Origin of the sequence: Comamonas sp. 26, assembly GCF_002754475.1 — a bacterium.
Lineage (GTDB): Bacteria > Pseudomonadota > Gammaproteobacteria > Burkholderiales > Burkholderiaceae_C > Comamonas.
The window spans coordinates 2,891,107-2,915,649 of record NZ_PEFL01000001.1; the positions used below are offsets into that span (position 1 = coordinate 2,891,107).

The 24,543-nt window shown below is 56.8% G+C and carries 18 protein-coding genes and 14 tRNA genes; 2 read left to right on the forward strand and 30 right to left on the reverse strand.

Features of this window, described 5'->3' with window-relative positions; all coding sequences use genetic code 11:
- Positions 1-18 precede the first annotated feature (18 nt).
- The 7 genes from CLU84_RS13440 to CLU84_RS13470 all read right to left on the reverse strand — a co-directional run bounded on the left by CLU84_RS13440 (position 19) and on the right by CLU84_RS13470 (position 8,267).
- A complete protein-coding gene (locus CLU84_RS13440; protein WP_099737596.1) occupies positions 19-1,212 on the reverse strand; it encodes an MFS transporter in 1,194 nt (397 codons plus the stop codon).
- Positions 1,209-2,843 carry a DNA recombination protein RmuC gene (rmuC, locus tag CLU84_RS13445; RefSeq protein ID WP_099737597.1) on the reverse strand — a complete coding sequence of 545 codons (1,635 nt, stop codon included), beginning with the start codon at positions 2,841-2,843 and terminating at the stop codon, positions 1,209-1,211. Before rmuC ends, CLU84_RS13440 begins: the two co-directional genes overlap by 4 nt.
- Positions 2,844-3,087: 244 nt before the next feature.
- On the reverse strand, positions 3,088-3,495 hold the full coding sequence (locus CLU84_RS13450; RefSeq protein WP_099737598.1) for a tautomerase family protein: 408 nt from the start codon (positions 3,493-3,495) through the stop codon (positions 3,088-3,090).
- Positions 3,496-3,639: 144 nt separating this feature from the next.
- Positions 3,640-4,632 carry a D-glycerate dehydrogenase gene (locus CLU84_RS13455; protein WP_099737599.1) on the reverse strand — a complete coding sequence of 331 codons (993 nt, stop codon included), beginning with the start codon at positions 4,630-4,632 and terminating at the stop codon, positions 3,640-3,642.
- A 150-nt stretch (positions 4,633-4,782) separates the two neighbouring features.
- Positions 4,783-6,171: a sodium:proton antiporter gene (locus tag CLU84_RS13460; protein ID WP_099737600.1), complete on the reverse strand. Its 1,389-nt coding sequence runs from the start codon at positions 6,169-6,171 to the stop codon at positions 4,783-4,785.
- Between the two features lie 114 nt (positions 6,172-6,285).
- Positions 6,286-7,557, reverse strand: coding sequence for a nicotinate phosphoribosyltransferase (gene pncB / locus CLU84_RS13465; protein ID WP_099737601.1), 1,272 nt, complete (start codon positions 7,555-7,557; stop codon positions 6,286-6,288).
- Positions 7,558-7,787: 230 nt separating this feature from the next.
- Positions 7,788-8,267, reverse strand: a complete 480-nt coding sequence (locus CLU84_RS13470) for a thioesterase family protein (RefSeq protein ID WP_233210052.1) — start codon at positions 8,265-8,267, stop codon at positions 7,788-7,790.
- Between the two features lie 371 nt (positions 8,268-8,638).
- Here CLU84_RS13470 and CLU84_RS13475 point away from each other — a divergent pair, with 371 nt between their 5' ends.
- Complete coding sequence (locus tag CLU84_RS13475) at positions 8,639-9,187, forward strand: phasin family protein (RefSeq protein ID WP_099737603.1); 549 nt, start codon at positions 8,639-8,641, stop codon at positions 9,185-9,187.
- 258 nt (positions 9,188-9,445) lie between these two features.
- Positions 9,446-10,204: a 3-hydroxyacyl-CoA dehydrogenase gene (locus CLU84_RS13480; RefSeq protein WP_099737604.1), complete on the forward strand. Its 759-nt coding sequence runs from the start codon at positions 9,446-9,448 to the stop codon at positions 10,202-10,204.
- Between the two features lie 118 nt (positions 10,205-10,322).
- Here CLU84_RS13480 and CLU84_RS13485 read toward each other — a convergent pair.
- The 23 genes from CLU84_RS13485 to CLU84_RS13595 form a co-directional block, all read right to left on the reverse strand.
- Positions 10,323-10,399, reverse strand: a tRNA-Asp gene (locus tag CLU84_RS13485).
- A gap of 48 nt (positions 10,400-10,447) precedes the next feature.
- A tRNA-Glu gene (locus CLU84_RS13490) sits at positions 10,448-10,523 on the reverse strand.
- A 46-nt stretch (positions 10,524-10,569) separates the two neighbouring features.
- Positions 10,570-10,645, reverse strand: a tRNA-Ala gene (locus CLU84_RS13495).
- A gap of 149 nt (positions 10,646-10,794) precedes the next feature.
- Positions 10,795-11,130: a P-II family nitrogen regulator gene (locus CLU84_RS13500; protein ID WP_099737605.1), complete on the reverse strand. Its 336-nt coding sequence runs from the start codon at positions 11,128-11,130 to the stop codon at positions 10,795-10,797.
- Between the two features lie 143 nt (positions 11,131-11,273).
- Positions 11,274-14,363, reverse strand: a complete 3,090-nt coding sequence (locus tag CLU84_RS13505) for an efflux RND transporter permease subunit (RefSeq protein ID WP_099737606.1) — start codon at positions 14,361-14,363, stop codon at positions 11,274-11,276.
- Between the two features lie 4 nt (positions 14,364-14,367).
- Positions 14,368-15,576 carry an efflux RND transporter periplasmic adaptor subunit gene (locus tag CLU84_RS13510; RefSeq protein WP_099737607.1) on the reverse strand — a complete coding sequence of 403 codons (1,209 nt, stop codon included), beginning with the start codon at positions 15,574-15,576 and terminating at the stop codon, positions 14,368-14,370.
- A gap of 46 nt (positions 15,577-15,622) precedes the next feature.
- Positions 15,623-16,888, reverse strand: a complete 1,266-nt coding sequence (locus tag CLU84_RS13515) for a TolC family protein (protein WP_099737608.1) — start codon at positions 16,886-16,888, stop codon at positions 15,623-15,625.
- Positions 16,889-17,207: 319 nt separating this feature from the next.
- Positions 17,208-17,621 carry a hypothetical protein gene (locus tag CLU84_RS13520; protein WP_099737609.1) on the reverse strand — a complete coding sequence of 138 codons (414 nt, stop codon included), beginning with the start codon at positions 17,619-17,621 and terminating at the stop codon, positions 17,208-17,210.
- A gap of 276 nt (positions 17,622-17,897) precedes the next feature.
- Positions 17,898-17,974 (reverse strand) — tRNA-Asp (locus CLU84_RS13525).
- Positions 17,975-18,022: 48 nt separating this feature from the next.
- Positions 18,023-18,098 (reverse strand) — tRNA-Glu (locus tag CLU84_RS13530).
- A gap of 46 nt (positions 18,099-18,144) precedes the next feature.
- A tRNA-Ala gene (locus tag CLU84_RS13535) sits at positions 18,145-18,220 on the reverse strand.
- 8 nt (positions 18,221-18,228) lie between these two features.
- Positions 18,229-18,305, reverse strand: a tRNA-Asp gene (locus tag CLU84_RS13540).
- Between the two features lie 48 nt (positions 18,306-18,353).
- A tRNA-Glu gene (locus CLU84_RS13545) sits at positions 18,354-18,429 on the reverse strand.
- Positions 18,430-18,475: 46 nt separating this feature from the next.
- Positions 18,476-18,551: transfer RNA gene (locus CLU84_RS13550), tRNA-Ala, on the reverse strand.
- Positions 18,552-18,559: 8 nt separating this feature from the next.
- Positions 18,560-18,636 (reverse strand) — tRNA-Asp (locus CLU84_RS13555).
- Positions 18,637-18,684: 48 nt separating this feature from the next.
- A tRNA-Glu gene (locus CLU84_RS13560) sits at positions 18,685-18,760 on the reverse strand.
- A gap of 85 nt (positions 18,761-18,845) precedes the next feature.
- Positions 18,846-18,922, reverse strand: a tRNA-Asp gene (locus CLU84_RS13565).
- 48 nt (positions 18,923-18,970) lie between these two features.
- Positions 18,971-19,046 (reverse strand) — tRNA-Glu (locus tag CLU84_RS13570).
- A gap of 46 nt (positions 19,047-19,092) precedes the next feature.
- Positions 19,093-19,168: transfer RNA gene (locus tag CLU84_RS13575), tRNA-Ala, on the reverse strand.
- A 73-nt stretch (positions 19,169-19,241) separates the two neighbouring features.
- Positions 19,242-20,651 carry a glutamate--tRNA ligase gene (gltX, locus tag CLU84_RS13580; RefSeq protein WP_099737610.1) on the reverse strand — a complete coding sequence of 470 codons (1,410 nt, stop codon included), beginning with the start codon at positions 20,649-20,651 and terminating at the stop codon, positions 19,242-19,244.
- Positions 20,652-20,798: 147 nt separating this feature from the next.
- Positions 20,799-22,013 carry an O-succinylhomoserine sulfhydrylase gene (locus CLU84_RS13585; protein ID WP_099738021.1) on the reverse strand — a complete coding sequence of 405 codons (1,215 nt, stop codon included), beginning with the start codon at positions 22,011-22,013 and terminating at the stop codon, positions 20,799-20,801.
- A 304-nt stretch (positions 22,014-22,317) separates the two neighbouring features.
- Entirely contained in the window at positions 22,318-23,826 is a 1,509-nt protein-coding gene (gene purF, locus CLU84_RS13590; protein WP_099737611.1) for an amidophosphoribosyltransferase, read from the reverse strand.
- 194 nt (positions 23,827-24,020) lie between these two features.
- A complete protein-coding gene (locus CLU84_RS13595; protein WP_099737612.1) occupies positions 24,021-24,518 on the reverse strand; it encodes a CvpA family protein in 498 nt (165 codons plus the stop codon).
- Between the last annotated feature and the right edge of the window lie 25 nt (positions 24,519-24,543).

The window sequence follows — 24,543 nt, forward strand, 5'->3', positions numbered from 1 at the left end:
TTGTTGGTGCAGCAAAAGCTAATGCTGCTCCCACTCTCCCTTGGGCATGTCCTCACGCCCAATCAGCCAGGGCAGCCGTGTTGCAACACCGACCAGAACGCCTACCGCCCAGAACAAGGCAGAAACTCCCACCACCGCGCCCAGCGAGCCAAACAGTACGGGCATCAGCACGCTGGAGCCATTGATGGCCATCATGCGCAGGCCCAGCGCTTCGCCATGGCGCTCGGCGGGTGTGATCTGGTGAATCATGCTCATCACCATGGGCTGCACCGAACCCAACACAATGCCCAGCACGACAGAGCAAGCACCCATGCTCCACGCACCGGGCATGAAGGGGTAAAGGATAAACAGAGAGCAGGCAGCAACCATGGCACCCAGCACCACCTGCCACTCGGCCAGATGACGCGTGATGATAGGCATGAGCATGCGAATGACCGCAGCGGCGATAGCGAATGCGCCAAGAATCGTACCGATGACCGAAGCGGGCAGGCCCCGCTCATGCCCAAGAATCGGCACCACAAAGGTGTGCACATCCCAGCACGATGACAGCGCCCAGTTCAGCAACAGCAAACGCCTGAAGCCACGGTTTTGCACGAGATCCCAAGCCGTCGCTTTTTTATCGCTGCGAGCCACATCTTTGGACGGCAACTCCGGCACCGTGCGCCCCCAGAACCAGGCGGCCAGCGGCATCAGGGCCAGCAGCAAGAACGCAGCTCTGAAGCCTGTCTCGCTGGCGGCCTCTCCGCCCGCATAGTCAATCAGCAATCCCGCTGCAAACGGCCCCAGAAAATTGGAGAAAGCCGGGCCAATGGCCAGCCAGCTGAAGACTTTGCGCAGATCATCCTTGTTATGTGCCATGCGGCCCACATGCCGCTGCAGAGCAATCAAGGCCGTGCCTGCCGCACCACCCGTCAGCAGCGCGCTCAGGCACATCACCGGATAGATCGGAAATATAGCCGACAGTCCCGCCCCCGAGCAAGCCGCCACCACGCTAATGATCAGCGGGCGCTTGAGTCCATGGCGGTCTGCATAACGGCCTGCGGGCAGCGAGAGAAACACCTGAGTCAACGCAAACAGCGCCAGCAGCATGCCCGCCGCCGCAGCGCTATAGCCTTCTTTGAGCGCAAGAAGTGGCGTGGCCATGCGCATGCCCGTCATGCTGCCGTGAATGCAGACTTGCGCCAAAATCAGGCGCAGCAAGGCTGCATTCATTCTTCGTCCTCGGCACTGATCTGGTCGCTACTCAGGGGTACGGCTGGGAGTTGCAATGCGCCCTCTTCCTGCCCCGCATCGGGCAAAGCCTGAACATCGCGCAGCTGCCGCTGAATGGCACGCGTGCGCACCCCGACCTGATCAAACTTGCGCGCTGCTGCGTCAATGGATTTGCGTGCGGCATCCACCACATCACCAAACTTGCCAAACTCGGTTTTGACCTGACCGAGCACGCCCCAGACCTCCGAAGAACGCTTTTCAATCGCCAGCGTCTTGAAGCCCATCTGCAAGCTGTTGAGCATGGCCGCCAGATTGGCGGGGCCGGTAACCACAATGCGGCTTTCGTTCTGCAGGGCTTCAACCAGTCCGGGGCGGCGCAGCACTTCGGCAAACAGCCCCTCGGTGGGCAGGTACATCACAGCAAAGTCCGTCGTAAATGGCGGTGCAATGTACTTGCTGGCAATTTTCTTGGCCTCGGCACGGATGGAGGTCTCAAACGCATTGCCCGCAGCCACTATGGCCAAGCGATCTGCGCCGTCCTGCGCATCCTGCAGGCGCTGGTAATGCTCTACCGGGTACTTGGCATCCATGGGCAGCCACACCGGTTGCTCGCCGCTACGGCCCGGCAGGCGAATGGCGAACTCCACCAGCTCATCGCTGCCCGGCACGGTCTTGACGTTCTTGGCGTATTGCTCGGGGGTGAGCACGTTATCGATGATGTTGCCCAATTGCATCTCGCCCCAGGTTCCGCGCGACTTCACATTGGTCATCACGCGCTTGAGGTCGCCTACGCTGCCGGCCAGCGTCTGCATCTCTCCCAAGCCCTTGTGCACCTGCTCCAGCCGGTCGCTGACCTGTTTAAAGGACTCGCCCAATCGCTGCTCCAGCGTGGCATGCAGCTTTTCATCGACGGTGCGCCGCATCTCTTCGAGCTTGGTTGCGTTATCGCTCTGAATGGTGGCAAGGCGCTCGTTCAGTGTGCCGCGCAACTGCTCTGCGGAGATTTGCTGGCCTTGCGCCAATCCGCCAAGTTGCTGGCTCACCGCATCTTGCAGCACCGCAAACTGATGGCGCAATTGCTCGCCATTGCTGCCCAGCTGATCCTTGAGCGCAGCGCCCATATTGGTGCTCATGTGGGTGAGCTGCTGCTGAATATCGCCCTTGAGCGAGTCCAGCGTGCCCCGTGTGGTTTCGGCCAGCGCTTCAAAGCGCCGCTGCACATGGGCCGTTTGCTCGGCACTGCTTTGTTCTAATGCGGTGCGTGCCTGCTGGCTGTCCGCCGTCAAGCGCTGCGCCAGCTGCCCAACCTCTTCACGGAAAGCAGTCAATGCCGTGGCCTGCTCGCGCCTTGCGGCCAGTGCATCTTGCTGGGTCTGAGCCAGCTGGGTCTGCACATGCTGGGTCACGCGGTCCAGCGCACCATCGCTTTTGGCCACTGTAAGCTGCGTGCTCTGGCTGCTACGCTCCAGCTGCTGCAGCCGCACGTCCAATGCCTGCAAGCCTTGCAGCAACTGGGCCTGCAGCCGCATGGCATCCGGGCCCAGCGCAAGTTCTGTCTGTCGGCGCAAGCCCTGCAGCCACCACAGCAGCACCAGAAGCAAGACCACGATCAATGCGGCCACTGCCGCCAACCCAAGCCACCACGTAGTCACTGTTTTGCCACGCCTTTCGCACTCTTGTTTTAATAGCTGCCAGCGCCTTATGAATAAGCGCTACAGCCATTATTTGTATTGATTTTCGTGCGCACAGAAGCTGCAGACTGACGTTTGCAAGCACTCGCGCGCCTGCAAATTATCAGTCCACACCGTCCCGGTGAAATCAATCCCGTCAAAAGTGGCGCGGCGGCCTGCCGCCTTGGTGACTCAGGCCGCAGCCTCAGGCGTCTGGGCCGACCTGCTGGGCAATGGCCATGGCGAACTTGCCGCCACCTACGGACCAATCAGAGTAGTCGTTTTCATGCGTGAAAATGAACACATCGCTAGGTGCCACGCCAGCGTCTTTTTCCAGATTGGCGGCGATGTTGGCGTACAGGGCGCGTTTCATGGCGTCGCTGCGGCCACGGCGCATGGTGATTTCAATCACGACCACGCGATCCGAGCGCCGGTAGCCGTTGAAGGTGCGGCTGAAGAAGAACTTCTGCTCGTCATAGTCGTCAACCATGTTGAACAACTCGTCGGCAGGCATGCCGATGCCGTCGATCAGTGCCTGATGAATACCGTTGACGATGGCTTGACGCTGGGCGGGCGTGGTGTCCTTGTGGACGCTGGTGCGGATGAAAGGCATGTGCTGTCTCTGTAGAAAATAAAAGCTCGCCGCGCTGATGCAATGGCTGCGGCGCAAGCGGGCTCAAATTATCAAATCCAGCAAGGCTGCCAGACCATACGTCAATCCTCAAACTGATGTGACGTGAGGCGGCCTAATACAAGCCTAGTGCAGACCCGAACCACCCAGCAGATTAACCGGCGTCAACGCGCCCTTACCGGCGAAAAAGGAGATCAGGTTATCTGCCGCCAAAGCCGCCATGGCCGTGCGCGTGCCCTTGGTGGCGCTGGCGATATGCGGTGTCAGCACCACATTGGGCACCGTGAGCAGATCGGGGTGAACGGCGGGCTCGCCCTCAAACACATCCAGACCGGCCGCAGCAATGCGTTTTTCACGCAATGCCTGCGCCAGAGCCGCATCATCCACGATACCGCCGCGCGCAATATTGATGAGGGTAGCGGTGGGCTTCATCTGCGCAATCTCTGCCGCGCCAATGGTGTGGCGGTTTTCGGGCGTAAAGGGCAACACCAGCATCAAATGGTCAGCGCGTTCCAGCAGCTCTTGCTTGCTCACATAGGCGGCCTTGCATTCCGCCTCCATGGCTGTATCAAGGCGTGATCGGTTGTGATAAATCACCTTCATGCCAAAACCATAGGCCGCACGGCGGGCAATGGCCTGGCCGATACGCCCCATTCCCAGAATGCCCAGCGTAGAGCCATGCACCTCAGCGCCCGCAAACAGGTCGTAGTGCCAGTCCTTCCACAGCCCTGCGCGCAGGTAATGCTCGCTCTCGGTAATGCGGCGCGCCGTGGCCATCAGCAGTGCAAAGCCAAAATCCGCCGTGGTCTCAGTCAGCACGTCGGGAGCATTGCTACCCTGCACGCCTGCGGCAGTCATGGCGGGCACATCAAAGTTGTTGTAGCCCACCGCCATATTGGCCACGATCTTGAGCTGCGGGCAAGCCGCGAGCAACTGCGCATCAATACGCTGCGAGCCGGTGGTCAGCACCCCGTCCTTGCCCTGCAATTGCTGAGCCAGCTCCTCAGGCGTCCACACCACATCGTCCTGATTGGACTGCACGTCAAAGTGCTGCTTCAACTGCTCTACCACCTCAGGCGAAATGGCACGGGCAATCAGAATGCGGGACTTGGTACTCATCACTTGGTCTCCTCTTCAATCTATTTTTGAAAGCATCACCAATATTGGGCGCATTTCGCATGCGAGGCAGCAAGGGCCGCCCCGCAGCGGGGATACCGTCCCCCTTTGGGGGAATCGGCAAAGCCGCTCAGAGGGAGGCAGCCAATTCAATCACTTAAACCAGATCAGCGTCATCAGCACCAGCAGGGGCACCAGAATGCAGACCGACCAGATCATGTAGCCAAAAAATCCCGGCATCTTCACGCCGCGATCTTCTGCAATAGCCTTGACCATCAAGTTGGGCGCATTGCCAATATAAGTATTGGCGCCCATGAAAACAGCGCCTGCCGAGATAGCCGCCAGCGTCAGCGCCATATCGGTCATCAAATGCGCAGGGTCACCACCTGCGGTGTTGAAGAACACCAAGTAAGTGGGCGCGTTATCCAAGAAGGACGACAACACACCCGTGGCCCAGAAGTACATGGCGGGGTTAGGTGTACCGTCCCCATTGGTCACAGCACGCACAACGGCACCGAACGGGCCATCCACACCGGCCTTGAGCATGGCAATGACGGGGATGATGGTCAGGAAGATGCCTGCAAACAGCTTGGCCACTTCCTGCATGGGTCCCCAGCCAAAATCATTGGCCTGATGCACGCGAGCAGGCGTGATCTTGAGGGACAGCAGGGCCACAACAATCAAGCCCACATCGCGCACCAGACCGGGCAAACCCACGTGGGTGCCGGCAATCTCAAAGCCCACAGGCGTGCGCCAGATGCCGCTGATCAGCACCAGTACCACCACCACGCCCAGCAGAACAAAATTCACACGACCGTCAAAGCCGAGACGGCTTTGCGCACCCGTCACATCCACACAGGGGGTCGGATCGGGCAAATCGGTCTCACCCTTTTCGCCCATCAATTTGTGGTCAATCACATAAAAGATAGCCAGCAGCGCCAGCGTGAGGAACAGCATGGGCTGCCAGATATGACGCACCGTCCAGAAAAAGTCCACACCCTTCAAGAAGCCCAGAAACAGCGGCGGATCCCCCAGCGGTGTGAGTGCGCCACCAGCGTTGGAGACGATGAAGATGAAGAACACCACCACATGCACCTGATGACGGCGGTTGTCGTTGGCGCGCAGCAAAGGGCGAATTAGCAGCATGGAGGCACCCGTCGTGCCCATAAAGCTGGCCAGCACTGCGCCAATGGCGAGGATGACGGTGTTCAGCCCCGGCGAGCCACGCAAATTGCCGCGCACATAAATGCCGCCAGCCACGGTGTAAAGCGCGGTGAGCAAGATGACAAAGGGCAGGTATTCCGCCAGCAAGGCATGCGCCAGATTAACCCCGGCGGCGCCCATGCCGTAGAGCAGCGCAAAGGGCAGCAGGAAGGCCAGCGCCCAGCCCGCCGTGACCTTGCCAAAGTGGTGGTGCCAGAAATTTGGGGCCACCAGCGGCAAAAGTGCAATTGACAGCAGCATGCCCACAAACGGAATGCCCCAGGCCACAGACATAGCCGCGCCATCCATCTCTGCGGCCTGTGCGGCACCTGCGGTCATCGCCAGCGCCGTTGACGCGGTGACCTTCGCGATATTTATCCAAAGTTTGTGGTTCAAACGCTCACCCTCGCTTATCTATCTTTTTATGGGCGCTTAACGCTCGCCCATCGTTTCTCAATTTTTTAAGGCCTGCTGCATTGACAGCATGGTCTGCGCAGCTTCTGGTGGCTCAATACTGAACACTTGGCGCAGATAGGCCAGATATTTTTCGTCATCGCACATGCTTTTGCCAGGCGTGTCTGAGAGCTTGGCAACCGGCTGACCATTGCAGCGCGTCATCTTGACCACGATCTGCAGTGGCACATGCTCAGGCGGGCTGCCCAGATCATTGGTCAGATTGGTACCGATACCAAAGGCTAACTGGCAGCGGCCATTAAAGCGCTTGAACAGCTCAATGGTTTTCGGAATCGTCAGCCCATCACTGAAGATCAGCACCTTGCTCAGCGGATCAATCTTGTTGGCCTTGTAATGCGCAATCAGACGCTCACCCCAGTCAAATGGGTCGCCGCTGTCATGGCGTGCGCCATCAAACAGCTTGCAGAAATACAAGTCAAAGTCACGCAGAAAGGCGGACATGCCATAGACATCAGACAGCGCAATGCCCAGGTCCCCGCGATATTCACGCGCCCAGGATTCAAAGCCAAAAATCTGGCTATCACGCAGACGCGGGCCCAGTGACTGGCAGGCCTGCAGATACTCATGGGCCAGCGTGCCCAGCGGTATCAGGCCCAGCTTCATGGCGTACAGCACATTGCTGGTACCCGCAAGCTGCCCCTTGCGCTGAGCATTGCCTGCCCCGGCGATGCGCGAGCCAGCATGACCGAGTCTTGCGCACAGCACGCGCAGAACCTCTTCATGCCAGGCCTTGGAAAAGCGGCGGCGCGTGCCGTAATCAGCAATCTTGAGCGACTCAAGCCCCGGCCCTTGGAGCAGCTCAATCTTCTCGTCCAAGCGCTTGCGCCCTTCCAGAAAGTTAGGTACGGGCTGGGTATTGCGGAAATACACCTCGTTGACGATGGCCAGCACCGGAATCTCAAAAAGAATCGTGTGCAGCCACGGACCCTTGATGCTGATGTCAATCTCGCCACTGGGCAGCGCCGTGACGGTGATGTATTTATCGTTGAGCTGAAACAGGCTCAAAAAATCCACAAAATCGCTTTTGATAAAGCGCAGAGAACTCAAGTAGGCCAGCTCCGCATCCTGAAAGCGCAGCTTGCACAGCGAGCGGATTTCTTCACGGATTTCATTGACGTAGGGAGCCAATTGCACGCCGGGGTTGCGGCACTTGAAGCGGTACTCCACCTGTGCGCCCGGAAACTGATGCAGCACCACCTGCATCATCGTGAATTTGTACAGGTCGGTATCTAGCAGGCTGGTGATGATCATGGACGACGGTGGGCCTGGCGGTCCGTTCAGTCATAGAACAAGGCTGGCCCAAAGCGCATGCAGCGCCAGCCTCAACAAAGGTTTCCGAGTGTAGGCGATTCCACACTCTGCGCCCTGCTCAGCGCCATAACCGCCTCGCCTTTACTGAAACTTGGGCCGTAGTTTGATCGATTGACTACAAATCACCCTCAAGCCCTTTATATAAAAGCGCAAGCAGCTATCAAATTCTTCTATTTTTGACTATCAGTTTGCCTCAGCAAAGGCTCTAGCGCCACGCGCAAAGCGGCGGGCAACGGTGCGGGTCGGCGCGTCTGTCTGTCTACATAGACATGAACAAAATGTCCCGCCGCAGCGGACTGCGCCTCACCCTGCGCAAACAGCCCTACCTCATAGCGCACGCTTGAGCTGCCGAGATGCGCCACGCGAATACCCGCTTCGACCTGCTGTGGAAAGGCCAGAGAAGCAAAGTAATTGCACTGAGTCTCTATCACCAGCCCAATCGTCTGCCCCGCATGAATATCCAGAGCCCCCTGCTCAATCAAATAAGCATTCACCGCCGTATCAAACCAGCTGTAGTAAATGACGTTGTTGACATGGCCATAAACATCGTTATCTGACCAGCGCGTGCTGATTTCACGAAAAACGGCATAGGAATCACGTGCCTGGGACATGGCTCGTGCGGGCTGGGCAGCTGTGTGTGATGCATTCATTGCGTCATTGTGCAAACCTGTATCAACACCACCAGCACCACGGCGACAGCGCCTGTTTTGACCCTGAGTCAGTCCTTACCAAGCACTGTCATCAACGTCTTGCTCAATGCACAAAAGCACGCACATGCATTTTTGCGTCAGTTATCAGACATAACAAAGTTTTTAAAAATCAAATACTTACAGAAACAAAAGTGTCATTCATTTATTTGTTGCAACGCAACAATTAATGCTTGCATTGCCCAAAAAACTCTTCCACAATGCACCCATGCTGCACTGCAACATACAACTAGTTAACCACTAGCGATCATGTCAGAGCAGACGTTCACTCCGGTCCGATGCCCTTGTTAGTTTCGTAATTTTGGAGAATTGCTATGTCCCTGACCCCTGACCAAATCCTGAGCGCACACAAAGCTCACCTCGAAACCCTGTTCGGCCTGACGAGCAAAGCTTTTGAAGGCGTGGAAAAGCTGGTGGAACTCAACGTTACTGCTTCCCGTGCAGCTTTGAGCGAAGCCGCTCAGCACACGCAAGCCGTCCTGAATGTGAAAGATGCCCAGTCCCTGCTGACTTTGCAAACCAGCATTCTCCAGCCTCTGGCTGAAAAGACTGCTTCCTACAACCGCCACCTGTACGACATCGCCAGCAACACTGCCAGCGAGTTCAACAAGGCACTGGAAGTCCAGTCCGCCGAAGCCCGTAAGAACTTCAACTCCTTGCTGGACACCACCACTCAAAACGCCCCCGCAGGTTCTGAATCTGCTGTGGCTCTGGTCAAGAGCGCTGTCTCTGCCGCTAACAACGCTTTCGAGTCCGTGCAAAAGGCTGTCAAGCAAGCCTCCGACATGGCCGAAGCCAACTTTAACGCTGCCTCCAAGACAGCCACTGAAGCCGTCAAGTCGACAGTTGCAGTCAAGCGCTAAAACATGGTTATTCGCATGACTGGCAATTTTCAAGGGTTTACCCTATAATTGTCATCATGTCAGGTCAGCGCCTTTATGGATGCTGATCCGCACAAGTTGTCTCCTTGGATCCTCCTGAAACCCCCGTTTCACGGATCCCTTCAAAGCCCAGTCTTCATGATTGGGCTTTTTTTTATGCGCGCTTTCCGCAATTCGAATTTGTTTCCGCCTTCTGCATAATTGACGTTTACGTCAACGTAACATCAAAGGGGACAGTTCATGCAGATTCAGGATCGCGTGTTTATCGTGACTGGCGGCGCATCGGGTTTGGGCGAAGGCACTGCGCGCATGCTGGCGACCAACGGAGGCAAAGTCGTCATTGCCGATATGAATGCAGAGCGCGGCGAGAGTGTGGCCAAGGAAATCGGCGGCGTCTATCTGCGCTGCGATGTCAGCAACGAAGCCGATGGCCAGGCCGTGGTGGAAAAAGCCACCAGTCTTGGCAAGTTGGTCGGCTTGGTCAATTGCGCCGGTATTGCACCCGCCGAAAAAACAGTGGGGAAAAATGGCCCGCACAACCTTGCCACCTACACCAAGACCATCATGGTCAACCTGGTCGGCAGCTTCAACATGATTCGCCTGGCTGCTGATGCCATGAGCAAAAACGAGCCCGAAACCACGGGCGAACGCGGCGTGCTAATCTCAACCGCTAGCGTAGCGGCCTATGACGGACAAATTGGCCAAGCAGCCTATGCCGCATCCAAAGGCGGCGTCGTTGGTATGACCTTACCCATTGCCCGCGACCTGGCCCGCAGCGGCATTCGCAATATGACGATTGCCCCCGGCATCTTTGGCACACCCATGCTGTTCACCATGCCGCAAGAAGTGCAAGATGCGCTGGCAGCAAGCGTCCCCTTCCCCAGCCGCTTGGGCAAACCCGAGGATTACGCCAAGCTGGTCAAGCACATTCTTGAAAACGACATGCTCAACGGTGAAGTGATTCGCCTTGATGGCGCTATTCGCATGGGCCCCAAATAAATCTAACCAGTCATCTCATCACTCAAAAGCCTCCTTGCGAGGCTTTTTTCTTGCATACATTGACTTTCCAGACAAGAAAAAAAGCCGCAACCATTTTTTGATTGCGGCTTTTAAAATCTGGCGGAGTGGACGGGACTCGAACCCGCGACCCCCGGCGTGACAGGCCGGTATTCTAACCAACTGAACTACCACTCCTGGCAGGAAGCTTCGCTACACAATGTATAGCTACCAGTGCTTCAAACTTGGCGACCCTACGGGGATTCGAACCCCGGTACCTACCGTGAAAGGGTAGTGTCCTAGGCCTCTAGACGATAGGGTCAATCCTAGAACGATTCTGATTTTTTAATCAGCCGTCAATAACTTTTTGGTGGAGGTAAACGGGATCGAACCGATGACCTCTTGCATGCCATGCAAGCGCTCTCCCAGCTGAGCTATACCCCCTGAAGCAAAGAAACAAGTGTTTTTCTGCTGCAATGCAAAAATTGTAGCACAGGCTTTTTACTGCTTCAGGGGAAACGCTCAACAATTTATCGTGAACATAAAAAAGGGAGGCAACAAGCATCCCTTTTCACTTCAGCATATCAAGCGCATTAGCTCACAGCGCCACCATCACGGATACGGTGCATTTCGCCAATGTCCACCGTCCAGACCAAACCATCACCGATCTGACCAGTGCGGCAGGCCATCACGATGGCTTCGCGAATCGGCTCCACCATGGACTCATCCACGATGACGCAGACCATGAGCTTGTCCGAAAAGTCAGTCAACTCATCCTTGACGGTGCGCTTGTCCACCGCAGCAGGAGCCGTAAAGCCCTCAGCCTTGAAAATGGTCACGCCGGGAAAGTTAGGAATGGCACGCAGCGCAGTGCGCAGGCGCTCTAAGCGACTGGGCCTCACAATGGCCCGGATTTCCTTCATCGGCATAGATTCACTCTCCTTTTAGTATTCACGCGTCAAAACTGACGCTCCTCACGCAAGAAGCAGCAAACAAGGGCGGCCGCCTCAGTAAAGCTGTTGTCCCCCTCCCCAAAAGAGAGGGGGAAGGCGCAAAGCGCCTCAGGAGGTACTTAGGCCTCAGTCGGCTTCTCATCAAACCAGCGGTACAGCGTAGGCAGCACCACCAGCGTCAGCAGAGTCGAGGTAATCAGACCACCGATCACCACAATCGCCAATGGGCGCTGGACCTCAGAACCAGGACCTGTCGCAAACAGGAACGGCACCAGACCCAGCAATGCAACTGTCGCGGTCATCATCACCGGGCGGAATCGCTGAATACAGCCTTCACGCACAGCTTGCGCCACATCCATTCCATCCTGTCGCAGCTGGCGAATGCTGGAGACCAGCACCACGCCGTTGAGCACGGCAATACCCCATAGAGCAATAAAGCCCACGGAGGCTGGCACGCTCACATACTCACCCGTGACAAACAAACCGATCAGGCCACCAATCGATGCGAATGGCAGCACCAGAATGATCAGGCTGGCGATCTTGATGGAGTTGAACAACAGGAATAGCAGGAAGAAGATGGCCACGATGGTCAATGGCACGATCACCTGCAGCGTACCCATGGCGCGCTCCATGTTCTCAAACTGGCCACCGAACTTGAAGTAGTAGCCATCAGGCAACTTGACTTCCTTTTCGAGACGCTGCTCGACCTCGGCCACAAAACCTGCCAGGTCACGCCCTTCCACGTTGGCACCCACCACCACGCGGCGCTTGCCGCCTTCGCGGCTGATCTGCGCAGGGCCGTCCACCAGTTCAATCTTGGCCAGACTACTCAACGGCACTTGCGCGCCAGCGGAGGTCGTCAACAAAGTTGCGCCAATGGCCTGAGCCGAGCCTCGATAGACCTCGGGGAAGCGCACCACTACGGAGTAGCGACGCTCACCTTCATACAGCGTGGTCACATCCTTGCCGCCAATGGCGGATTCCAGAACGCTCTGCACATCTGCCACATTGAGGCCATGGCGTGCAATTGCCTTGCGGTCAATATCCACCGTCAAAGCTTGCTGACCCGACAGACGCTCAACACGAATATCCGTGCTACCAGAGACGCTTTTCAGAATACGCGCCACTTGCTCGGAGACATCCTTGAGTTCATTCAGCTCATCGCCAAACACCTTGATGGCCAGCTGCGAACGTACGCCGGTCACCATTTCATCCACGCGCTCAGAAATAGGCTGCGACAGCACAATCTGCACGCCCGGAATCTTGGACAGACGCTGACGAATCTCTTCGTCGATTTCATCCTGTGTGCGTTCAGACTCGGGGTCCAGCAGCACGATAGGGTCAGACTCATTAGGTCCGGCAGGATCAGCAGGCGATTCCCCGCGACCTAGTTTGGACACCACAGACTTCACACCAGCCACCTGCGCCACTTCCTTCATGGCAGCCATTTCCATGCGGATGGATTCATCCAGAGAAATGCTTGGCACGCGGTTGATCTGCGGCGTCAAGGCCCCTTCCTTCATGGTGGGCATGAAAGACTTGCCCAGCAAGGGAAACAAACCCAGCGAGCCGATGAGCAGAGCCACCGCCACAGCCAGAGTCAATCGATTGCGTGCGGTAGCAGCATCGAGCAGGTTCAGGTAGTGACGTTTAAGGAAACCAATCAATTTGGTATCGTGGTCCGCACCGCCCTTGAGGAAGTACGAGCACAGCACGGGCGACAGGAACAGCGACACGGCCAGCGAAATCGCCAGAGCCATGGCAATGGTCAGCGCCAGCGGGCCAAACATCTTGCCCTCAATGCCTTGCAGAGTCATCAGCGGCAAGAACACCAAAATAATGATGGCGATACCGAAGATCGTGGGCGTAGCCACTTCCACCGTGGCAGACAGCACAGTGCGAATGCGCTCACCGCGTGAATCGCCTGCCTGCCCCAGTTTGTGGAAGACGTTCTCCACCACCACCACGGTCGCATCCACCATCAGGCCAATGGCGATGGCCAGCCCTCCCAGCGACATCAAGTTGGCCGAGATGCCGTACTTGTTCATCATGATGAAGGTCGTGAGCGGCGTAATGATCAGCGTCGCCACAACGATCAGACTGGAGCGCACATCACCCAGGAAGACAAACAGCACGATCACCACCAAGAAGATGCCTTCAATCAGCACCTTGCCCACGGTCCACAAAGCCGAGTCCACCAAATCGGTACGGTCGTAGTAAGAGACGATCTGCAAGCCACCGGGCAGCATGCCTTTGGTATTGATCTCGTCCACGCGCTCTTTCACGCGGGTCACCACTTCCTTGGCATTGCCGCCGCGCATCATCAGCACAATGCCGGAAACGCCTTCGGTATAACCCCCCTTGATGATCGCGCCCTGGCGTACTTCGGCATCAATCTGCACCTTGGCCACATCACGCACATAGACAGGCACCCCGCCCTGCTCCTTGAGCACGATATTGCCAATATCTTCCAGCGAGCGGATCATGCCCACGCCGCGGATCAGATACTGCTCTGTCACCTGCGGCAGAATGCCGCCGCTGGCATTGGCGTTGTTATCTGCCACAGCCTGAACGACCTGGCGCACTGTCAAACCATAGTGACGCAGACGACCGGGATCGACCAGCACCTGGTATTGCTTAACGTAGCCACCCTGAGAGTTGATTTCAGCCACACCAGGAATGGATCTCAGCAGCGGGCGCGCCACCCAGTCCTGAATGGTGCGGCGCTCGGTCAACTCTTCCTGAGTCAGCGCGCGCTCACCATCATCGGGGTGATCCAGCGTGTACTGGTAAACCTCACCCAGACCGGTAGACACAGGACCCAGCACCGGCACGATGCCTTCAGGCATGCGCGGTGTAACTTCGATCAGGCGCTCTGTCACCAGCTGGCGTGCGAAGTAAACATCAGTCGCTTCAGTAAACACCAGCGTAATGATGGACAGACCGCTCTTGTTAAGCGAGCGCATCTCGGCCAGACCGGGCAAGCCCGTCATGGCGATTTCGAGAGGCACAGTCACAAAACGCTCAATTTCTTCGGGAGAGCGTCCGGGCGCTTCGGTGGCAACCTGCACTTGCACATTGGTCACATCGGGGAAGGCATCCACCGACAGATTCATGGCAGCACGCAGGCCAAATCCACAGACAACCAGCGCCAGCACAATCACCACCAGCCGCTGCGATAGCGCGGCACGAATCATGGAGGCAATCATGGGCTTACTCCAGCTCAGCGCGCTTGCGCTCGTTGTTCAGGTGGAAAGCACCTTCAATTACGATCTGCGTGCCTTCGCTCAGGCCCTTGATAACAGGTCGCAACTCACCGCTGGCAGCACCCAGCTCCACAGGCGTCAGGCGATAGTGGTTCTCCGCCTTTTTCACGTAAACGTGGTCCTTGTCGTTCTCACGCACAACGGCCAAAACAGGAATAGCCAGCGTCTTCTCCATCGCACCCTGAATCTTCATGGTGGCCAGCATCTGTGGCTTGAGTGCCAGATCCTTGTTGTCGACCTGGGTACGAATCGTCACTGTTCGGGTCTCGGGCGACACGGTATCGCCCACATAAATGATCTTGCCGGCAATCGTTGCTTCTTCAACCGTCAGACCCAGCGCAGGCACATCAATCTGCACGTTCTGGCCAGTCTTCACGCTTCGCGCGATTTGTTCAGGCAAAGCACCCACCACCCAGACGCTGGACAGATCCGCCACCGTGAACAAAGGATCACCGGGCTGCGCCACCTGCCCCTGGCTGATCTGGCGCTCAATCACGATGCCAGAAGCGGAGGCGGTAATGGCGGCATTGGGAGCCACACTGCCTTGCACACGCAGACTCGTCAACGCATCAGATGACAGACCCATCAGCTTGAGCTGATCACCCGCCGCACGTAGCTCAGCGCGAGCGATCTGCACTTCAGACTCGCGACGCTGCAGTTCTGCAGAACCAATCACATCCGCCGCAATCAGTTGACGCGCACGCTCAGCAGAGCGCTCGGCCAGTGTCGCGGTGGCGCTGGCGCGCATATAGGCCAGCTGGGCAGTTGTCAGCTCAGGGCTGGCCACACGTGCCAGGGTCTGCCCCAGCTTCACGCGATCACCGGTTTCGGCCAACACATCCGTCACGCGACCGGTCACTGCGGCACCGATACGGGTCACCTTGCGCTCATTGGCTTCAATGCGCCCGGAAATCTCCAGCACAGACGCCACGTCAGACTGAGTCACAGCAGCCGTCTTGAAGCTAGTCGCCATCTCGGCAGAGACTTTGACTTCCATAGGGTCCAGCTCAGCCTGGGTATTGGCAGCTGCCACAGCGGCAGCCGCTGAGTCATCTTTGCCGCATGCCGTCAAAGTCAGCGTGGCAAGTCCAGCCAATGCCAGCGCCAGAACCAGAGAGACAGGACGATTCGTCCTGGATTGATGATGAGAAGACATATAGCGAATTCAAAAAATACGAAAACGGGGTCTTAGCTTTGAGCGATCAAAGCGCGGAAGGCTCGGCGTAACGGCCAGCCAGAAAATCCAGTTCAATCCGGGCGGACTGCAGCTGATAGCGCGCTTCCAGCAAATCCGCACGCACTGCACGCAGCACGCGCTGGGCATCCAGCACATCCAAAATTCCGCGCTCGCCATAGCGGTAAGCGGCTTCAGCCACACGCAGCGCAGACTCCGCTTCACGCACCGAGCCTTCGCCCAGCGCCTTGGTGCGAACCTTGGCCATCTCCATGACCTTTTCGGCCTGGAGCATTTGCTGCTCAAGCTCTGCCTTGCGGCCTTCCATACGCAGACGGGCACGCTCGGCCTCGGATACAGCCTCGTCAATCGGGCCGCGCCGCTGGTCGAACAAAGGAATCTGCATGCTCACACCCACGGTGTTGTTGCGAATATCAGGCTCGCGCGTCTGCGCATAGCGCAGCTCAAGCCCGGGCCAGCGGCTGGCCTTGGCGCCTTGCTTTTGGGCTTCAGCCTTGTCCACCTCTGACTGCAACTGAAGCAACTCGGGATGCGCCTGCCAGTTAATACCGTTCAATTGAGCTTTGGCCACAGGGTCTTGCAGTGACAGCGCAAGGTCAAAACGCTGAGGCAGCTGACCGGCCGCCATGCGGTTGAGCGTGAGCTGAGACTGCTCTGCCATCAGTTTGGCCGTTTGCTCTTGCTGACGTGCATTGATAAGCTCGGCATCGGCCTTGATGATTTCGTAGCGCGCAGCTTCTCCACTGGAGACGCGAACACGCACGCGCTCATGCGCCTGCTCCAAAAGCTTGACAGCGTCATAAGCGGCCTGAGCCTGAGCCTGACGCAGCACTACTTCATACGCCTTGAGCTTGACCTGCGCCACCAGCGCATTGCGAGATGCTGCAATCTGATGCACAGAAGCCCGCTGCCCCGCCTGCGCGGCCTCTATACGGGCATTACGCACCGAAGGCATCTCAATGGGCACAGAAATGCTCATGCTCTGCACATTACCTGGCGTGGCCGATGCCATGCGCGCCTTGTTATCGCCACGACTCCATTCCAGCTTCGGGTTAGGCAAGGCACCTGCGCTGACCACGGCAGCCTGAGCTGTCACGCTTGACTGCTGCACGGAACGCAGCTCAGGGTTGTTGTCCAGCACGGTCTGCACCAGCTGCATCAGTGACAGTTGAGGCTGAGCCTTATCTGAAATGGTGCTGCTGATCTGTGGTGCGCTGGAGCTGGGGGTCTGCGCATGTGCAGACAGAGCTGCAGCCACACAGAGTCCAAGCATTGCCGTACGTTTGAGGCGCAGTTTAGGTGCGGCTTTGGCCGTTAGGTACGCCGGCACTATCGATCTATTGAACATAGAACACAGCTGCCTTCTTGAGGGCAGATAAAGTGAGAAAAGGGTTGAAAGCCCGCTGATACGCACGGCATTCGCCGCGCGTGATGCGAGATCAGGTGCACCTGTGCAGGTGAAGCCAACCTTTGAAATGCCTCGGCACCATGCAAAAAGGCAAGTACATTCCCGCCTCGCCGGGCAGAATCAAAGGGCAGCAGGTATCGATGGGCGATATAGCCCAGCGCAAAAGCAATGACGCGTTATGGCGTCAGGTACGCTGGAGCTTGCCTGCCAACGGCAGGCTCGTACTTGGCGGACGTAGCATGCTGTCAGGCCAAGGAGAAGTAGGGTGCACCATATGCCCTTGTGGAGGCACCCAGACATGAGCCACCCCGACAGCTACTGCTTCGGGTGGGCCAAACAATTCATTGCGATCATCCTGCGCTGTGTTGAGTTCGGCAGTGCGGTGAGGTCGATGGATGGAATACTCCAGCGCATCGTCTTCCACATCCTCTTCAAACTCCTGCAGCACATCCACGCCGTACTCATGCGGCTCGGCTTCGAGCACATAAGCCAGAGCCGCCACATCTTGCGTGGCAGCAGGCCACATGACTGCGAGCTGCACTCCAAGAATGGAGGCAAACATCAGCAGCGACAGCAAGAAAGAAAACGCCGGACGCATGGATCAGAAGAAGAGTGTCAGAAGTGAACGAGAAGATGAATGACAACCATCAGAAGCAATTCCCGATGATGACTAGATGGTGTACTGCACAGCAACAAAAGTTCCCGTATTGAAAACTTTTGTTAGCAGTTGCAAGTGGGTAAACCATAGCGTATCGCCATAGCACTTGCATGGCAAGGGTATCTCGCTAGGAAATCAGGAGCTAAAAACTCTTTTTACACACCCAAACCCAACAAAAAAGCCGCAACCAATTTCTTGATTGCGGCTTTTAAAATCTGGCGGAGTGGACGGGACTCGAACCCGCGACCCCCGGCGTGACAGGCCGGTATTCTAACCAACTGAACTACCACTCCTGGCAGGAAGCTTCACTATTTTTTTAATAGCTACCAGCGCTTCAAACTTGGCGACCCTACGGGGATTCGAACCCCGGTACCTACCGTGAAAGGGTAGTGTCCTAGGCCTCTAGACGATAAGGTCAATCCTAGAACGGTTCTGATTTTTCAATCAGCCGTCAATAACTTTTTGGTGGAGGTAAACGGGATCGAACCGATGACCTCTTGCATGCCATGCAAGCGCTCTCCCAGCTGAGCTATACCCCCAAAAACTGTGGCGGAGTGGACGGGACTCGAACCCGCGACCCCCGGCGTGACAGGCCGGTATTCTAACCAACTGAACTACCACTCCTGGCAGGAAACTTTGCTATTTTTTCAATAGCTACCAGCGTTTCAAACTTGGCGACCCTACGGGGATTCGAACCCCGGTACCTACCGTGAAAGGGTAGTGTCCTAGGCCTCTAGACGATAAGGTCAATCCTAGAACGGTTCTGATTTTTCAATCAGCCGTCAATAGCTTTTTGGTGGAGGTAAACGGGATCGAACCGATGACCTCTTGCATGCCATGCAAGCGCTCTCCCAGCTGAGCTATACCCCCAAAAACTGTGGCGGAGTGGACGGGACTCGAACCCGCGACCCCCGGCGTGACAGGCCGGTATTCTAACCAACTGAACTACCACTCCTGGCAGGAAACTTTGCTATTTTTTCAATAGCTACCAGCGTTTCAAACTTGGCGACCCTACGGGGATTCGAACCCCGGTACCTACCGTGAAAGGGTAGTGTCCTAGGCCTCTAGACGATAAGGTCAATCCTTGGACAGCTGCTGCAACCGAATAAAAAAGCGCCTTCTTCAATTAAAGGCGCTCTTTTGATCAAGCGACTAGCTTAAAACTGGCGGAGTGGACGGGACTCGAACCCGCGACCCCCGGCGTGACAGGCCGGTATTCTAACCAACTGAACTACCACTCCTGGCAGGAAGCTTCACTATTTTTTCAATAGCTACCAGCGCTTCAAACTTGGCGACCCTACGGGGATTCGAACCCCGGTACCTACCGTGAAAGGGTAGTGTCCTAGGCCTCTAGACGATAAGGTCAATCCTAGAACGGTTCTGATTTTTCAATCAGCCGTCAATAACTTTTTGGTGGAGGTAAACGGGATCGAACCGATGACCTCTTGCATGCCATGCAAGCGCTCTCCCAGCTGAGCTATACCCCCAAAATTCCTTCTCCTCACAACACAACCATTTAATTAGTTGCGTTGTGCTGAGCCTCGAATTATAGACAGGTTTTTAGCGATTTTTTAAACGTGCGATAACTTTTTCACGTCCGAGCAATTCCAGCACTGCATCAACCGATGGAGTGTGGGCTGTTCCCACGGTCAAAACACGCACTGGCATAGCCAGCGCAGGCATCTTCGCGCCCTGGGCTTTGAGCATTTCCTTGATGGCCGCGGCAATGGCTTCCTTGCTCCATTCAACGCCTTCAATCACAGCCACAAAAGCATCGAGCAAAGGATTCGCTGCCTCTGTCATATGCTTTGCATAGTCTTCGGCATTGCGCTCCACGCTCTCTACATAGAAGACCTTGGCCCAGTTAGCGAGATCAACCAGCGTTTCGCAGCGATCCTTGAACAGAGCGGTAATGCGCACCAGACGGTCATCCGCATCGATCACGCTTTCAGCCACACCGGCCTTGATGACAAAAGGCTTGACCAGCTGAGCCAGCTCGGAGTCATCCATGGCCTTCAGATGCTGGGCATTCACCCAGCGCAGCTTGGCCTCGTCAAACTGACCAGCGCTGCGGCCCAGGTGATCCAGGTTGAACCACTCCAGGAATTGCGCACGGCTGAAAATTTCGTCGTCGCCGTGGCTCCAGCCCAGACGGGCCAGATAGTTCACCATGGCATCAGCCAGATAGCCTTCGTCACGGTAGGCGGTCACAGCCTTGGCACCGTTGCGCTTGCTCATCTTCTCGCCCAGCTCATTCAGCACGGTAGGCAGATGCGCAAACACAGGAACAGCAGCGCCCAAGGCTTCAAAGATGTGGATCTGGCGAGGCGTGTTGTTCACATGGTCATCGCCACGAATCACGTGGGTGATGTTCATGTCCATGTCATCAACGCAGACGCAGAAGTTATAGGTAGGTGTGCCATCAGGGCGGGCAATCACCAGATCATCCAGCTCGGTGTTCTGGAATTCGATACGACCCTTGCATTTGTCTTCCCAGCCAACGACACCGGACTGAGGCGTCTTGAAGCGCAGCACAGGCTTCACGCCCTCAGGAATAGCGGGCAGTACCTTGCCAGGCTCAGGGCGCCATGTACCGTCGTAACGTGGCTTCTCCTTGGCGGCCATCTGCTTTTCACGCAGGGCATCCAACTCTTCCATGCTCATATAGCAGGGGTAGACATAGCCCTTATCTTGCAGCGTAGCCAGAACTTCCTTGTAGCGATCCATGCGCTGCATTTGGTAGAACGGGCCTTCGTCATGGTCCAGCTGCAGCCACGCCATGCCTTCGATGATCACATCCACCGAAGCCTGTGTAGAGCGCTCCAGGTCGGTATCTTCAATACGCAGCACAAAGTCGCCGCCATTGGCGCGAGCAAAGGCCCAGGGGTACAGAGCCGAGCGGATGTTGCCCAAGTGGATAAAGCCCGTAGGCGATGGAGCAAAGCGAGTGCGAATTTTGTTAGTAGTCATGTCAAAAAATCCTTGTGCTGCAAATCAAATGTCGAAAGCGCATTCCCTGAATGGAGCATGCTATCAACCAGAGATGCCGAGCAAGAGCCGCCTCGCGGCGAAGGCCCCTCTACATGAGAGGAGGAAGTTGCGAGCGGCTCAGGGGGTTCACTTCAGCGTGTCTAGTCCACGGGAAAGGTCAGCCTTCAAGTCATCAAGGTGTTCCAGGCCCACGGAAATACGAATCAAGCCCTGACCTACACCTGCAGCCTGACGCTGGGCTTCGGTCAAACGGCCATGCGAGGTGCTGGCGGGGTGAGTAATCGTGGTCTTCACATCACCCAGATTAGCCGTAATGGAGCACAAACGGGTGCTGTCCACTACATGGAAAGCGTTGGCGCGCAGTTGCTCGGCGTTGTCACCAATCACATCAAAGGCAAACACTGCGCCGCCCATGCCGTTTTGCTGACGCATGGCCAGCTCATGCTGCGGATGGCTCTTGAGACCGGGGTAGTACATGCGGGCAACCTTGGGATGGCCCTCCAGCCAAGTCGCAAACTCCAATGCCGCAGCGCTTTGCGCCTTGACGCGCAGAGCCAGAGTCTCCAGCCCCTTCATCACCGTCCAGGCGTTGTAAGGGGCGATATTCAGACCGCCGCTGCGCAGGAAGGTGCCCATGACCTTGTCCACCAGCGCGATGGTGCCGCAGACCGCACCGGCCATGACACGACCTTGGCCATCCAGGAACTTGGTACCCGAATGCACCACGATGTCTGCACCGAACTTCACGGGCTGCTGCAGCACGGGGGTGGCAAAGCTGTTGTCCACGGCCAGCAAGGCGCCATTGGCATGAGCTACTTCGGCCAGTGCAGCAATGTCGCACAAGTCTGTCAGCGGGTTGGTTGGGGTCTCGGCAAACAGCATGCGCGTGTTGGGCTTGACGGCTGCTTTCCAGGCTTCGATATCGGTTTGTGACACGAAGGTGGTTTCCACACCGAAGCGGGCCATTTCCGTGCCCAGCAGCTTGATGGTGGAGCCGAACATGGACTGCGAGCAGATCACATGATCGCCCGACTTGAGTGCCGTCAACGCGACCAGCAAAATGGCCGACATGCCGGTGGATGTGGCAACCGCGCATTCTGTGCCCTCCATGGCCGCCAGTCGCTTTTCAAAGCTGGTGACGGTGGGATTGCCAGTGCGGCTATAAGTAAAACCGGGCTCTTCGTTGGCAAAACGGCGTGCCGCGGTCGCTGCGTCGGGCTGCACAAAGCTACTGGTCATGTACAGGGCTTCGCAATGCTCGCCCCACTGGCTGCGCTCAACCGCTTCACGCACGGCCAAAGTCTCAGGATGCAAACCTTCAGGTAATGTCTTGTTATTCACAGTCGTCAAATCCAGATGGTTGGTACTGGTCACGAGCGCCGCTTAGGAGTCAATCACTCCAAAGCGTTTTACTCAACCAGATTGACCAGCGGCACTTGCCAGGCCGGTCTTTGAATACGCCTTGCGCAGGCCTTCAGGTTTTAAGTCAAATTGTACTCAAGCCCTTTATTGACAGGCGCAGAACGCTCACTTTACAAGAGCGGACTAAGCGCATGGCAACGATATTGTCCTCCTGAATGAAAAGGGTTGCCTAAGCAACCCATTTCATTCAGTCATTCAGCGCACTGTTTCTGCAACTGCACGCTCAATTGTCTTGAGCGTTGGGCAAAGACAAACGCGAAGTGTCTTCGCTTTCCTCTTCGCTGCCACGGTTACGGCCTTCATTCAGCGCCGTCACCTCTTCATCGGAGATATCGCCGGTGATGTAGATGCCGTCAAAGCAGGATGCCTCAAAGCCATCAACCTGAGCATTGATCTTGCCCACAGCCTGCTTCATGGCGTCCACGTCCTGATAAATCAGTGCGTCGCAGCCAATGACTTGGCGAATTTCTTCAACGCTGCGGCCATGGGCCACCAGCTCGGAGCGTGTGGGCATGTCAATGCCGTACACATTAGGGTGACGCACGGGTGGCGCAGCCGATGCCAGATACACCTTGTTGGCACCGGCATCGCGTGCCATCTGCACGATTTCCTTGGAGGTGGTGCCACGCACAATGGAGTCATCCACCAGCAGCACATTGCGGCCCTTGAACTCGCTGCCAATGGCATTGAGCTTCTGGCGTACCGATTTCTTGCGCGCACCCTGGCCCGGCATGATGAAGGTGCGGCCCACGTAGCGGTTCTTCACAAAACCTTCGCGGTAAGGCTTGCCCAGCAACTGCGCCAGCTGCATCGCGCTGGGGCGGCTCGACTCAGGGATAGGAATCACTGCATCGATTTCATTGGGCGGAACCATCGAGACCACGCGCTTGGCCAAGGTCTCACCCATGTTCAGGCGGGCCTGATAAACCGAAATACCATCCATGGTGGAGTCTGGACGCGCCAGATACACATACTCGAACACGCAAGGGTTCAGCTGGCTCTTTTCAGAGCATTGCTGACTTTCAACGCGGCCATCGTCGTGCACAAAAATCGCTTCGCCGGGGGCGATATCACGCTCGAACACTTGCGAGGTGCCTTCCAGCGCTACCGATTCGCTGGCCAGCATGATGGAGCCATCCGCACCGCGACCCATGCACAGAGGGCGAATACCGAAGGGATCGCGGAAAGCCAGCAAGCCGTAGCCAGCGATCAGAGCGATCACGGAGTACGAGCCCTTGATGCGCTTGTGCACCGCACGAACCGCTTCAAAAATATCTTTGCTCTCCAGCGGAGCACCGCTGGAGGCGCGACCAATTTCGTGGGCCAGCACGTTGAGCAGCACTTCAGAGTCGCTCTCAGTATTGGTGTGACGGTGGTCGTTATCGGCCAGTTCACGGCGCAGCTGCTTGGCATTGGTGAGGTTGCCGTTGTGCACCATGACAATGCCGAAGGGCGCATTCACATAGAAGGGCTGAGCCTCTTCTTCGCTGGATGCATTACCCGCCGTGGGGTAACGCACCTGACCCAGACCCACATTACCGGGCAGAGCGCGCATATTGCGGGTGCGGAACACGTCCTTCACCATGCCCTTGGCCTTGTGCATGAAGAACTTGCGTTCTTGTTGGGTCACGATGCCGGCTGCATCTTGCCCGCGGTGCTGCAGCAGCAGCAAGGCGTCATAAATCAGCTGATTCACGGGTGCGGTGCTCACCACACCAACGATTCCACACATAGTTGCGTTCCATCTGTTCGCGAAGATTGCTCTTCGCCACACTCGCCTGCTTCGCCACCCATTGGCTAGCCTGCGCTTTGAAATCCGGCATGGCGGATCGCGCCAAAGCCAAATCAACGTCAGCGCTCACTGCGTTTTACAGCAAACACTTTAGCCACTCTTCACTCACGTAAATTGCGACAAAAAACTCTTCTTCAAGAAGCCGCCCCAGGCAAATACTGCTCCCACTCCGGCGGCAAAGCCGGCAAAACCCAACCCAGCGCCGCAGACAACCAAGGTGCCAAAGCGGAATCCAGCCACCACTGCGCCTTGTGCAGCGGGGTGTACTGAATGACCAGCGCCAGTACCAGAAGCAGCAAGCCGCCACGCAAGACACCAAACAAGGCACCCAGAGTGCGGTCCACCGGCCTCAGCCCCACCGCCTCGATCAGTTGCTTTGACAACCAGGAGATCACACCCCAGGCAAACATGGCTCCCACCATCAGCAAGACAAAACCTGCCGCATAGCGCAGTTGCATATCCCAGCCATCCAGCGGTAACCACACGGCTACCTCTTGCGCCCAGGTACGCGCCACCATGAAAGCGACCACCCAGCCCACCAAAGACAAGACTTCATAGACCAGACCGCGCCAGGCACCCAACAGCATGGAGCCCAGCAATACGGCGATAAAAATCCAGTCCAGCGTGGTCATCAGTCAAAAACGTCGCGCAAAAACT